The organism is Pseudoalteromonas sp. GCY (assembly GCF_016695175.1).
In the GTDB taxonomy this organism is placed as follows: domain Bacteria; phylum Pseudomonadota; class Gammaproteobacteria; order Enterobacterales; family Alteromonadaceae; genus Pseudoalteromonas.
In genome coordinates this window covers 2840196-2852846 of record NZ_CP068023.1, presented here as the reverse complement: position 1 = coordinate 2852846, position 12651 = coordinate 2840196, and the positions used below count along the sequence as shown (strand labels likewise).

The 12651-nt window shown below is 43.6% G+C and carries 12 protein-coding genes; 11 read left to right on the top strand and 1 reads right to left on the bottom strand.

Features of this window, described 5'->3' with window-relative positions; genetic code table 11:
- Positions 1 to 5 precede the first annotated feature (5 nt).
- The 11 genes from ileS (at position 6) to JJQ94_RS18035 (ending at position 12072) form a co-directional block, all read left to right on the top strand.
- The gene (ileS, locus tag JJQ94_RS18085; protein ID WP_099029368.1) at positions 6 to 2834 is read left to right on the top strand and encodes an isoleucine--tRNA ligase; all 2829 of its coding nucleotides are present in this window, start codon (positions 6 to 8) and stop codon (positions 2832 to 2834) included.
- A gap of 9 nt (positions 2835 to 2843) precedes the next feature.
- Complete coding sequence (gene lspA, locus JJQ94_RS18080) at positions 2844 to 3347, top strand: signal peptidase II (protein ID WP_010370991.1); 504 nt, start codon at positions 2844 to 2846, stop codon at positions 3345 to 3347.
- Positions 3344 to 3784, top strand: coding sequence for an FKBP-type peptidyl-prolyl cis-trans isomerase (fkpB, locus tag JJQ94_RS18075; protein ID WP_010370993.1), 441 nt, complete (start codon positions 3344 to 3346; stop codon positions 3782 to 3784). The genes lspA and fkpB overlap by 4 nt, the downstream gene beginning before the upstream one ends.
- The gene (gene ispH, locus JJQ94_RS18070) at positions 3784 to 4713 is read left to right on the top strand and encodes a 4-hydroxy-3-methylbut-2-enyl diphosphate reductase (RefSeq protein WP_099029367.1); all 930 of its coding nucleotides are present in this window, start codon (positions 3784 to 3786) and stop codon (positions 4711 to 4713) included. Before fkpB ends, ispH begins: the two co-directional genes overlap by 1 nt.
- A 13-nt stretch (positions 4714 to 4726) precedes the next feature.
- Complete coding sequence (locus tag JJQ94_RS18065; protein WP_099029366.1) at positions 4727 to 5731, top strand: sensor histidine kinase; 1005 nt, start codon at positions 4727 to 4729, stop codon at positions 5729 to 5731.
- A complete protein-coding gene (locus JJQ94_RS18060) occupies positions 5728 to 6414 on the top strand; it encodes a LytR/AlgR family response regulator transcription factor (RefSeq protein ID WP_099029365.1) in 687 nt (228 codons plus the stop codon). The genes JJQ94_RS18065 and JJQ94_RS18060 overlap by 4 nt, the downstream gene beginning before the upstream one ends.
- 117 nt (positions 6415 to 6531) lie before the next feature.
- Positions 6532 to 7089, top strand: coding sequence for a type IV pilus modification protein PilV (gene pilV / locus JJQ94_RS18055; RefSeq protein WP_099029364.1), 558 nt, complete (start codon positions 6532 to 6534; stop codon positions 7087 to 7089).
- On the top strand, positions 7086 to 8093 hold the full coding sequence (locus JJQ94_RS18050) for a PilW family protein (protein ID WP_099029363.1): 1008 nt from the start codon (positions 7086 to 7088) through the stop codon (positions 8091 to 8093). Before pilV ends, JJQ94_RS18050 begins: the two co-directional genes overlap by 4 nt.
- On the top strand, positions 8081 to 8542 hold the full coding sequence (locus JJQ94_RS18045) for a pilus assembly protein PilX (protein WP_099029362.1): 462 nt from the start codon (positions 8081 to 8083) through the stop codon (positions 8540 to 8542). Before JJQ94_RS18050 ends, JJQ94_RS18045 begins: the two co-directional genes overlap by 13 nt.
- A gap of 22 nt (positions 8543 to 8564) precedes the next feature.
- Complete coding sequence (locus JJQ94_RS18040; RefSeq protein WP_099029361.1) at positions 8565 to 11648, top strand: pilus assembly protein; 3084 nt, start codon at positions 8565 to 8567, stop codon at positions 11646 to 11648.
- Positions 11635 to 12072 (top strand): type IV pilin protein, encoded by a 438-nt coding sequence (locus JJQ94_RS18035; protein WP_099029360.1) that lies wholly within the window; start codon positions 11635 to 11637, stop codon positions 12070 to 12072. The genes JJQ94_RS18040 and JJQ94_RS18035 overlap by 14 nt, the downstream gene beginning before the upstream one ends.
- A 55-nt stretch (positions 12073 to 12127) precedes the next feature.
- Here JJQ94_RS18035 and JJQ94_RS18030 read toward each other — a convergent pair whose 3' ends face one another.
- Positions 12128 to 12631 (bottom strand): GspH/FimT family pseudopilin, encoded by a 504-nt coding sequence (locus tag JJQ94_RS18030; protein WP_236596511.1) that lies wholly within the window; start codon positions 12629 to 12631, stop codon positions 12128 to 12130.
- Positions 12632 to 12651: the final 20 nt, after the last annotated feature.

The window sequence follows — 12651 nt, the reverse complement described above, 5'->3', positions numbered from 1 at the left end:
GATAAATGAGCGACTACAAACATACTTTAAATCTACCGGAAACTGAGTTTCCGATGCGTGGTAATTTGGCGCAACGCGAACCAAAGATGCTGAAAAAATGGTATGAAGAAGACCTATACGGTCAAATTCGCATTGCGAAAAAAGGTAAAAAGCCATTTATTTTGCATGACGGTCCTCCGTATGCAAATGGTGATATTCACCTAGGTCACTCAGTAAACAAAATCCTAAAAGATATTATTATTAAGTCAAAAACGCTTTCTGATTTTGATGCACCTTACGTACCTGGTTGGGACTGTCATGGTCTTCCAATTGAGCTACAGGTGGAAAAGAAAGTAGGCAAACCAGGTAAGAAAGTATCGGCTGCTGAATTCCGTGAAAAGTGCCGCGACTATGCTAAAAAGCAAGTTGATGGCCAAAAAACAGATTTCAAACGCCTTGGTGTGTTAGGTGACTGGGATAAGCCATACTTAACCATGAACTTTGATTTTGAAGCCAATGCTATTCGTGTGCTTGGTCGTATTATCAAAAATGGTCACCTGCACAAAGGTGCAAAGCCAGTTCACTGGTGTACGGATTGTGGTTCAGCGCTTGCTGAAGCGGAAGTTGAATACCAAGACAAACAATCGCCAGCAATCGACGTAAAATTTGTGTTTGCTGATCAAGCGGCAATCATTAGTGCGTTTGGCTTGGCCGAAGGTCACGAAGGCAAAGGCGAAGTAAGTACCGCAATTTGGACTACAACGCCTTGGACATTACCAGCAAACCGCGCTGTGGCAGTACACGGCGCGCTAGAGTATGCACTGGTACAAATTGAAGATGAAGGTCAAGAGCAGCGTATTGTGCTTGGTTCTGAATTAGTCAAAGACGCTGTTGATCGTTTTGGATTCAAGCACTTCCACGTACTAGGTTACGCGAAAGGCGCTGCGCTTGAGAATCTGCGCGTTGCACACCCATTCTTAGATTTCGATGTGCCTGTTATTTTAGGTGAGCACGTAACAACAGACTCAGGTACTGGTATCGTTCACACGGCGCCTGGTCACGGTCAAGAAGACTTTGCAGCGGGTCAGGCTTACGGTTTAGAAGTTGCAAACCCGGTTGGTGCAAATGGTGTTTATCTACCAGATACGCCGATTTTTGCAGGTCAGCACGTATTTAAAGCAAATGACAGCATCATTGAGTTATTAACTGAGAAAGGTGTGTTGTTCCGCCATAAGGCATTAACGCATAGTTATCCTCATTGCTGGCGTCACAAAACTCCTATTATTTTCCGTGCGACGCCACAATGGTTCATCAGCATGGATCAGGCTAACCTACGTGCTGATTCACTGAGTGAAATCAAAAAGACAGAATGGTTACCAGAGTGGGGTGAAAGCCGCATCGCAAACATGGTTGAAGGTCGCCCTGACTGGTGTATTTCACGTCAGCGTACTTGGGGTGTACCAATTGCATTATTTGTCGATAAAGACACCGGTAGCCTACATCCTGAAACGGAAGCCTTAATTGAAGCCGTTGCTAAATTAGTGGAAGAAAAGGGTATTCAGGCGTGGTACGACTTAGAGCCTAGCGTGCTATTAAGTGAAGCTGATGCTCAACAGTACGTAAAAGTACAAGATACACTAGACGTATGGTTTGACTCAGGTGTAACACATGCGTGTGTTGTTGATGCGCGTGAAGAATTAACAGGTCCTGCAGATCTTTACCTTGAAGGCTCGGATCAGCACCGTGGTTGGTTTATGTCATCAATGATGACTTCAGTTGCTATCAATGGTCATGCACCTTATAAGCAAGTGTTAACGCACGGCTTCACGGTCGATGAAAAAGGCCACAAGATGTCTAAGTCATTAGGCAACGTGATCTCGCCGCAAGACATCATGAACAAGCTAGGTGCAGATATTTTACGCTTATGGGTAGCTTCTACTGATTATACGGCGGAAATGACCGTGTCTGATGAAATCTTTAAGCGCTCAGCTGACCGTTATCGTCGTATTCGTAACACAAGTCGTTACCTACTTGCGAACCTAAGCGGCTTTGATCCAAAAACGGATTTAGTAGCAATTGAAGATATGGTTGAGCTAGATCGCTGGATTGTTGCGCGTGCTGCGCAGCTACAAACTGAGATCAAAACAGCGTACGACAAGTATCAAATGCTTCAAGTAACACAAAAGCTGATGAACTTCTGTACTGGTGAATTGGGCTCGTTCTATCTAGACGTCATCAAAGACCGTCAGTACACCGCGAAAAGTGATAGCCATGCGCGTCGTTCTTGTCAATCAGCGCTTTATCATATCGCCGAAGCGATGACACGCTGGATGGCACCAATCATGAGTTTTACCGCGCAAGAAATCTGGGAAGTATTACCAGGTGAACGCGGCCAGTTTGTATTCACGGATACTTGGTATGATGCAATTGAAGGGGTGACAGAAGGCTCGTTGAATAACGAGTACTGGCAGAACTTACTCGCGGTACGTGATGAAGTAAACCGTGTACTTGAGAATGCACGTAAAGAAGAAGTGATCGGTGCAACGCTACAGGCTGAAGTAACGCTATACACAGGCGGTGACTTAGCTGAGCAGCTCAATGCCATTGGTGACGAATTACGTTTCGTATTACTGACTTCGAAAGCAACTGTAGAAGTAGTCAACAGCAAGCCAGAAAATGCAATTTCATCAGAAATTGATGGTTTATACATTAGTGTAGCGGCAACATCTGCTAAAAAGTGTGATCGTTGTTGGCACTATACCGACGACGTAGGTATGGATGAGCAACATGCAGACATCTGTGGCCGTTGTATTAGTAACGTTGAAGGTGACGGCGAGCAGCGTCAATTCGCCTAGGAGTAAAACGTGACACAAACTACACAGAAAAGTGGTCTGGTGTGGTTGTGGCTTAGTCTACTGCTTTTTGCAGTAGACTACTTCACCAAAGCACTGGTTATGGCTGAAATGGAACTCTATGAGTCCATTGATATTTTGCCTATTTTCAATCTCACCTATATGCATAACTATGGTGCGGCTTTTAGCTTCCTAAGTGAAGCAGGTGGCTGGCAGCGTTACTTTTTAAGTGGCATCGCCGTTGCGATTAGCACTTTACTGATTTTTTGGCTACGTAAATTGCCCGCATCAAATTGGAAGTTGGGATTGGCCTATGCGCTGGTATTAGGTGGTGCTGTAGGAAATTTATACGACCGTATCATTCATGGTTATGTGATTGACTTCCTTCATTTCTATTATCAAGACTGGCACTATCCTGCTTTTAATGTTGCAGACATGGCGATTGTCGGCGGTGCTGCACTATTAATTTTCGATGCCTTTACCAGTGGCGATAAACCACAGGAGAAAAATGCGTGAGTGAGCAACTAATTGGAGCAAAGTCTGAAGTCTTGTTCCATTTTTCAATCAAGTTATCAGACGGTTCAGCAGCAGATTCTACCAAAGTTCATAATAAACCCGCGAAGTTGTTTATGGGTGATGGCAGCCTGACTGAAAATTTTGAAAAGTGTTTGCTTGGATTAAAAGCGGGCGATGAGAAATCTTTTGAGCTAGAGCCAGAAGACGCGTTTGGACAACCAAATCCTGATAACATCTATTATGTTGATAGAAGCAAATTTGGCGCAGAAACCCCCGCTCAAGTAGGTAGCATCATTGCATTTACGCAACCAGATGGTACTGACTTACCTGGATTGATCCGGGAAGTAGCTGGCGACTCAGTAACTGTCGATTTCAATCACCCGCTTGCAGGCCAAAAAGTAACGTTTGAAGTTGAAATTCTTGAGGTAAATAACTAATGGATATCTTGCTGGCAAACCCGAGAGGATTCTGTGCAGGTGTAGATAGAGCGATCAGCATTGTTGAGCGTGCACTCGATATTTTCGAAGCGCCTATTTACGTTCGCCATGAAGTCGTTCATAACAAATATGTTGTTGATGGTCTGAAGTCTCGTGGTGCGGTATTCGTTGAAGAGCTAAATGAAGTGCCAGACGACAGTATTGTTATTTTCAGCGCTCATGGTGTTTCTCAGCAAGTACGTAATGAAGCGAAGCGCCGAGAGTTAAAAGTTTTTGATGCGACTTGTCCGTTAGTGACAAAGGTGCATATGGAAGTGACGCGTGCTAGCCGTAGAGGTACTGAGTGTATTTTGATTGGGCACCATGGCCACCCTGAAGTCGAGGGTACTATGGGCCAGTATGACAATCCGAACGGTGGTATTTATCTTGTTGAAAAACCAGAGGATGTAGAAACACTCGAAGTTAAAAATGCTGACAACGTGTTCTACTGTAGTCAAACAACGTTATCGGTAGATGACACTGCGGATGTAATTGATGCACTGCGTAGCAAATTTCCGAATATCAGTGGTCCACGAAAAGATGATATCTGTTATGCCACGCAAAACCGCCAAGATGCGGTTCGCGACTTAGCGGACAAAGTTGAGTTATTGCTTGTGGTGGGTGCGAAAAATAGTTCTAACTCTAACCGCTTAAGAGAACTTGCGGATAAAATGGGGACTAAGGCATTTCTCATCGATGATGCCTCTTCCATCGAAGAAACTTGGTTCGATGGGGTTGCAAAGGTTGGTGTAACTGCAGGCGCATCTGCACCTGAAGTGCTGGTTCAGCAGGTTATCTCGCGACTCAAAGAACTTGGTGGGGAAACGGTAGTTGAAAACCCTGGACAAGAAGAAAATGTCGTGTTTGCCGTACCTGTAGAACTCAGATAAAAGAGTTAGCACGATGACACCGCGTATCAGGTTGTTGTCTGCACTATTGAGTGAGCGAGGTGTGCTAGCATTGCTAGTTGCCTCGCAAATCCTAGCCTTTTTATATACGCTGATTTCCGCGACAGCGTTTTGGCAATCCCTTGGACTAACTAGCTTATTTATTCATTTCACTGCTTTTTTATCACTTGCCGTGATAGCGGTTGTGCGTCACGCTGTTGAGAAGCGCTCAGATCTAGTTGAAGCTGGTATTCTCATTTCTGTCTTTGTGCTTTGTACTGTTGTTACTAGTACGGCTTTTCCCTATGGTTTTACGTTGCTCGGTTGGATTGATGAGGCAAAAATTGAATTGAGCTTATGGCGTAACATCGCAATATGTCTTTGCATTATCACGCTTTTCGCGCATTTCTTAGCTATCTTTACCGATAATATTCGTAAGGTGAAAGCGCTATCTCAAGCGGAACTTGAAGCGTTACATGCGAGAATTCGGCCGCACTTTTTATATAACTCACTCAATACCGTGGCCGAATTGACTCATATCGATCCAAATGCAGCAGAAAAGTCAGCATTAGCCCTTGCCGATTTATCTCGCGCTGCGATGTCCACACAAAATATTGTTCCGCTGGAAAGTGAAATATCTTTATGCAAAGCGTATTTAGCACTTGAGCAGTGGCGCTTTGCAGAGCGTTTGAGGGTGGAGTGGGAGTTAGACAATGTCTTGGGAGATGTTTTGATCCCTGCGTTGATATTACAGCCATTGGTGGAGAATGCAGTTAGCCATGGGGTAGAGCCAAACCCAAACGGAGCGGATATTCGTATTCATATTCACTGTAGTAAACGCACCTTATCGGTGGTAATTTTTAACAGTTATGACGCAAAACTAAAGCCGACACATCAAGGACATGGCATTGGAATAAGTAACATCAGGCGTCGCTTGGCTTTACACTACAATCAGTCTCTTGATTTTAAAACTGAGGCCAGCCAAGATAGCTATACCGTCAGTTTTTCGCTACCGCTATGAAAACATTAATATCCTACCTTATTGTAGACGATGAGCCGTTGGCAAGAGCTCGCGTTAAACGATTAATGCAAAAGCACGTAGGCTTTCGTTGTATCGGTGAAGTTGATTGCGCTGACGGTGTGGAAGCGCTACTAAATCAGGAGCCTGTGCAGCTAATTTTTCTCGATATTTCGATGCCTGGTCAGTCAGGTGTTGAGCTTGCGAGCCAATTACGCTTGCAATTTCCGAGGATGAAAATCGTGTTTCTAACGGCGCATCCAGAATATGCGTTAGAAGCATTTGAACTGCACGCCAATGGCTATCTAGTGAAGCCGCTAGATGGCGATAAACTAGATGCGTTATTGACCACCATCTTTCCGAGTATGGAGACGCTTAGTTACTACGTTGGTAGTGAGTTGCGTCACGTTCAAGTTGCTGACGTTATTGCAGCTGAGGCAGATGAAAAATATACACGTGTAACATTGGCCACAGGACAACAAGCGCTAATCGATAGTTCGCTTAAGTCACTGTTAGATAAGTTTCCAACACATTTTATTCAAATCCATCGCAGTACATTAGTAAAGCGAACGGAAATCTCTGCTTTAGAATTACATGAACAGAAGCACTATGTTTACCTCAAGTCGCTGCCCAATCGCTATGAAGTTAGCCGTAGAGCTTATACCCAAATAAAAACATTGTTTTGAGTGTTAAGCGGTGAATAAACCGTTTATCGCCTTAATAGGCCTTTCATACTATCCGGTATTGAGTTTCAAAGACGACCGCTTACACTGAAGCTAGGACAATTGAATTCTGGTTGAGATATGCATATTTCGCTAAAGCAACATGGCTTCACACTGTTAGAAGTGCTTATTGCGTTTATGATTTTAAGCTTTGGACTGCTTGGCGCTGTGGCATTACAAGCAAAAGCTAAACAAGCAAGTTTTGATTCTATGCAGCGAGCCGCTGCGGTAGAGCTTGCCAGTGATATCATACACAGAATAAGAACAAATGATGCGGCAAATATAACCACACTTTACGATGTTGACTTTAATAGCACCGAAGACGTACAGGCAAACACCACGTGTTATACACAGCGCTGTAATGCAGAAACGCTTGCGAAAACAGATATTGCTAATTGGCGTCAAGCGATAAGAGCAAGGGAAAATACGGGTTCGTTGGATAACGCGATTGTGTGTATTAATCCAACCTCAGTCGCCGGTGATACGTCTGGAGTAAATGTGCAGGTTATTGTCACTTGGCGAGGGCGTCAGGCAATGACCGCTTTGGAAAATAATCCAGCAGCCGGGTGTGGTGTTGAAGACGATAGACGGCGTGCAGTTGTAATGGAAACTTTTGTGTTGTTAAGGAGTCAGCCGTGAACAAAATCCGAGGTTTTACATTGTTAGAACTCATGATCGCCATGTTTATCGGCGTATTGTTGTTAGGCGGCGTCATTGCTACTTATGTCGGTATGAAAGCGACGACCAACGACACCATGAGTATTGGAGAGTTACAAGAAAAAGGACGTTTAGCGCTTTCCATTATGAGGCGGGATATCGAGCAAGTTGGTTTTTGGGGGACATTTTACGATCAAGGTTTCACGGATGATAATCAAGCCGCTCCAGCTAACCCTGGAAGTGACTGCTCTGGCGGGATAAACAATGGCAGTTTTCCGAATAATGAGCCCGCTAATTTCAGGCCTATTTGGGCAACATTCACGACAAACGCAACGGCAATGGGGTGTATAACCAAAGCTCGACCACAGTCAGAAGTTTTACAAGTGAAGTTTTTGGAAGGGAGCCCTGTAGAGGTAACAGGTCTTGTGCCAGATGCAGGTGCTATCCAATCAACTAGGTATTATTTTATTGCACAGCAAGAGCAAGCCGAATTTATTGCAGGTGGCAATGTTGGCAACATGCCAAGCGTGAATGCGACACTTTGGCCATATAGTCACCATGTATATTATGTGAGTGAAGAGCAGCAGGTAATTAATAATCGTACTATTACTATCCCCGTTCTAAGAAGGCAAAGGCTGCATGTGAACGGTGGTATGAAGGATGAATTAGTGATCGAAGGCGTTGAACAAATTCGTTTTGTTTTTGGTTTAGATACCAATTTTGATGGTCGAGTGGATAGATATAGAAATACAACAAATATGTCCGATGCTGACTGGGGCGCTACAAGAGGCATCTTATCCCTACAGCTGTTTGTATTGGTAAGGGTGTTAGAACCGGATGTTGACTTTGGGGTACAGTCGCGGTCTTACGTATTAGGTAATGATCCTGATAAAAGGACGTTGACTTATAACGATGCCATTAGACGTACCGTATTTTCAACCACAATATCAATGTACAACATGGGAGGCTCAGCATGGGAAATGTAAAGCAACAGGGTGTGGTATTGATCATGGCGATGGTCATGGTAGTCGCAATAATGGCGGTTGCAGTAACGTTAATGAGCACCAGTACATTGGATATTAAAATGACCCATGCCGTCATGGAACGAGAAGAAGCGGAAAACTTACTATTTGGTGAAATGCAAAGATTAATTCAACAAGAGCAGCCGCGTCCTGACAGTATTTTTTTGCGTTCAAGGCAGCAGTTAGTAGACGAGGGCGCAACGGTACAAACGCCCAATGGCTTACAAGCCAAGGTGACTAACCTAAATAATGGTGAGCTAGAGCTGTTTTGTCCACGTCAATATGACTATACCGAAGGGTTTGTGTGCAACATGACGGAAGTCGAAGCCACTGTGGAATACGGTGATAGGGGACGTCACAACGTCACCATCGTGATGGGAATTGGTCAGGAAATTGTGAGCGTTTCAAATTAACAGCCTTTTTCGAGTAACTGATATGAATAAGTTAATATACACGATAGTTGCATTAATGGCGCTATTACAAACCGCTCAAGCGGAAGACATTGAGCTTTATGTTAAACATAATGTTTCTACTCGTGAGCAACCTCGGGTACTGATGCTGTTCGATACATCAGGCAGTATGGCGTGGGATGTTAGAGATGGCGTACAATGCTATGTCGAACGAGGTGGCTACTTGTATTCATCAGAATGCTTTAAGTCTAGTCCCGGGCAAACTCCTTGCTACCGATGGTGGAACGGAGCATATAGACCTCACACATGTGGTGACAGTCGCCTCACCGTCGGCAAGCGTGCTATGTATTATTTGGTGTCAGAAAACGACGATATTGATTTCGGATTAATGAGACTATTTGGAAGTTCAGGTGGCTACGTACTAAATGGAATTGGCTCTTCGATAAATAGTATATTAACCAAAATTCAACAACTTCCGGCTGACGGCTCAACACCTATCTCTGAAGCACTATGGGAAGCTTACCAGTACTTAAGAGGAGGAAAAATAGAATATGGAGAAAACAAGAGTGATAGGGATACATCAATTGAGCGAGGAAGATACTATTTATCTCCATTTCGACACATAGTCGGAGAGGAAGTACGGTGCGATAATTCAATAAACCTTATCCTTGTAAGTGATGGCGAACCCACGAGTGATACAGAAAGAAATCAGAGAATTAAAGATGAGTATCTCAGTATATTTGGCCGTTACCCAAGCCCCTTGTCAGGCAGCTATCTCAACGCTTTAGCTAGAGTTATGAGCGGTAAGGGAGTTGATGATTATGATCTGTATTTAGCGACATTAAAGGAAAATGACTTTGCGCGTGTATTCACAATCGGCTTTGGCACAGGTATGTCTGATGAAGGTAAAGCGTTACTTGCTGACACCGCTGAACAAGGTAGAGGCCAATATCGTCATGCGAACACCGCAAGTGAGTTGTCAGAGGTACTCAAAACCACGATTACCAATATCAGAAATGTGAGTGCAAGTTTTAGTTCACCAACCGTGTCCGCCAATGCAGAAGATCAAACCCAAACAGGAGATGCACTTTACTACACTCAGTTTAAACCAGAGACACATACTCGTTGGCGGGGCAACCTGAAAAAGCTTAAATTTGTGGGCACAGAGATAGTAGGTCAGGAACTAACCAAAGCGATAGATAATAAAGGCGCTATTGATAGCAATATCACAACATATTGGTCGCAAGCGCAATCAAAAGATGGCAACAATATCGAAAAAGGTGGAGTTAACTATGCGCTTGAAAATCAGGTTACTAGAAAAGTACTGTCTGATTTTGGTGGCGGAGATTTAGTTGATTTTACCTATAATAACGCCGAAAGTGCCTATGGTAATTTAACCAAACTTGCCACCGCAATGGACTTGAGTGGGGCAAGTAAAAGTGAGATACAAAGTATTTTTAATTGGGCGATAGGTCAAGACGTCGACGATGATGATGGTGATGGTTTGAGATCTGAAAGAAGACCAGACATATTCGCCGACCCCCTACATTCAAAGCCTGCAACGGTCGACTATGGCAATGGCGATATTCGCGTGCTTATTGGCACCAACGCGGGTGTGCTTCACATGTTTAAAGACCAAGGAAATAGCGTAACTGAAAGCTGGGCATTTATTCCAGGCTCTTTATTACCTATTTTGAATCCAGTCAAAACACGTAAAGCAGAAACGAAACTGTATGGCTTAGATGGACCTATTACTGTGTATTTTCACGATGTGAATAAAAATCGCAAGGTGGAAGCGGGTGATAAGGTTTGGGCTTTTGTGGGAATGCGCCGCGGCGGCAATAAATACTATGGCTTTGATATTACTAATCCAGATTCGCCCAAACTATTGTGGGGTGGGCCTATTTCCGGTGATTCAAATAAGTTTAAGAACTTGGGACAAACGTGGTCCAAACCCGTGGTGACTTTCATTGAAAAGCAAAAAGATAGACCGGTATTGGTTTTTGCAGCAGGATATAATACCAATAAAGACAATGTTTCACGTAGCGATGATAATGATAAAGGCGTAGGGATTTACATGGTTGATATCATGTCAAACAATGCTGATATCGTTTGGTCGCTTACTGGAGACGCGTTTAAAGGTAAACACAGTATTGTTGCGGAGCCAACGTTAACGGACTCAGATTACGATGGCTATATTGACAGAGTTTATTTAGCGGATACCGCAGGGAGTATCTGGAGAATTGATATGCCTGGCCCAAACCCATCTGATAGTACTGATCCTTGGACTCATTTTGAGTTGGCACGTTTGGGGAGTAGCTTTGCCGATGAGGATAGACGCTTTTTTTATCGTCCAAACATTGCTCGTACCTTCTATAGTAAAGTAACAGAGACTAGATATAACGGGAATTTGATTAAAGAGCGCAGAGATACACCGTTTGATGCCATTGTTATCGGTAGTGGTAATCGCTCTAAGCCGACAGATTCAAGTGTGACTGACTATCTTTTCATGATTAGGGATATACATACGAAAACTCAGTCATTTGTAAATGATATTCCAGAACCGATATTAATTTCTGATTTAATGGAAATGAAGAGCGATCCGTTTGGGAATGCTGTAGATAATATTGACGACTTTATTGAATTAGAAGTAGAGCTGGCTAAGTTTAATGGCTGGAAGTATCAATTATCAGGGGGGGAAAAGTCGCTCTCTGGTGCTACTGTTATTGGAGGAGTCGCATACTTTACTTCATTTACACCAGCAGATCAGACTACCCAACAATGCACATTAACAGGTGGTAAAGGGCAGCTTTACATGTTCCATTTACATTATGGTACAGGAAAAACTTATGTTACTTCACAGGATTTACCGGATACGCCGACTCTAGTTGTACGCAAAGATGAAAATGGCAAAAGAGTTCCTTATATCGCAGGCCCTGGGATTATAGCTGATGGCAGCAATCCATTTGTACCGCCGGGAATACCAGGGGAACCAGTGCCAGTTGTGGGAGATGACGACAAAGTTATTATCTTTAAAAATAAAACTTCGGGTATCAGAACAAAACAACTTTACATTTATAAGAGGGAAGATAGTGATGAGAAGAAATAGTACCCTAGGCAAAGCAATATCAGGTTTTACCCTGATTGAAGTAATGATAGTGGTGGTGATCATCGGTATTCTCTCTGCGATTGCGTACCCTAATTACACTGAGTATGTGAGAAGGGGGGCAAGGGCTGATGCCATGACTTTGTTACTTGACGCCGCGAATAAGCAAGAGCAGTTCTTTGTTGATAACAGAGCTTACAGCGATAATCTAGCGGCAATCGGTGTAGCGACGGCAACGGAAAATGGTTATTTTAATGTAACACTTGAAAACGTCACTGCAGATACCTATAGAATCGTTGCAACAGCCGCTGCAGGGCCGGTTCGAGGCGATGAACAGTGCCCAGCTTTAACAATTGATGAGCTTGGGGTTCGTGGTGTTACTGGGACAATGGATCAAGACGCTATAGATAGGTGTTGGGAACGTTAATTTTCTCGGGGGAGTAGTTGACTCCCCTTTGTATTAATACTACTTATCCCTAGTTCTATTGACACTCATCAGTATCTTTTAGAGTGCTTCTCCCTGTGTAGCTAACTGACAACGACAATCCCACGGTAGAACTTGCGTTACAGTAGACAAAAGTACCGTTATAGAGTCCCGCGAGATGACCAAAGCGGCGAAATATAATGGCGTTTCTTGGGTAGGTGAGCTTGTCACCTGAGTCTACTGAGTCCACAACAGCTAATTTATAATCATCGCCTGAGAATTCACCTTGGGGGTGGTAGTCGATAAAAACCGTTAGCAGAGTGTGCCATTCTTTGTCGTCGCAGCGATTGTTTTTCAGTGGGCATAAAGTAACGGTTGCACCGCTTGCAACGGCCTGAATGCGAGCAAAATTAATAGCTCGCCGCAATGCTTCGAGTTTTATTTTTGGTTTATCAAACTGAAATAAAGCCGTAAGACTGGGAAGAGAAAATAAACTGACGATAGTGATAATCGCCAAACACACTAAAGATTCCAATAGGGAAAAACCCATATGACGATGCATATCCTTTGCCTCGTTTTATA

What these genes read in the sequence shown, in the direction of transcription:
- JJQ94_RS18045 (WP_099029362.1), top strand. Translation starts at nt 8,081, where the DNA reads ATGGGAAATGTAAAGCAACAGGGTGTGGTATTGATCATGGCGATGGTC.
- pilV (WP_099029364.1), top strand. Translation starts at nt 6,532, where the DNA reads ATGCATATTTCGCTAAAGCAACATGGCTTCACACTGTTAGAAGTGCTT.
- ileS (WP_099029368.1), top strand. Translation starts at nt 6, where the DNA reads ATGAGCGACTACAAACATACTTTAAATCTACCGGAAACTGAGTTTCCG.
- JJQ94_RS18035 (WP_099029360.1), top strand. Translation starts at nt 11,635, where the DNA reads ATGAGAAGAAATAGTACCCTAGGCAAAGCAATATCAGGTTTTACCCTG.
- JJQ94_RS18060 (WP_099029365.1), top strand. Translation starts at nt 5,728, where the DNA reads ATGAAAACATTAATATCCTACCTTATTGTAGACGATGAGCCGTTGGCA.
- JJQ94_RS18065 (WP_099029366.1), top strand. Translation starts at nt 4,727, where the DNA reads ATGACACCGCGTATCAGGTTGTTGTCTGCACTATTGAGTGAGCGAGGT.
- ispH (WP_099029367.1), top strand. Translation starts at nt 3,784, where the DNA reads ATGGATATCTTGCTGGCAAACCCGAGAGGATTCTGTGCAGGTGTAGAT.
- JJQ94_RS18030 (WP_236596511.1), bottom strand. Translation starts at nt 12,631, where the DNA reads ATGCATCGTCATATGGGTTTTTCCCTATTGGAATCTTTAGTGTGTTTG.
- JJQ94_RS18040 (WP_099029361.1), top strand. Translation starts at nt 8,565, where the DNA reads ATGAATAAGTTAATATACACGATAGTTGCATTAATGGCGCTATTACAA.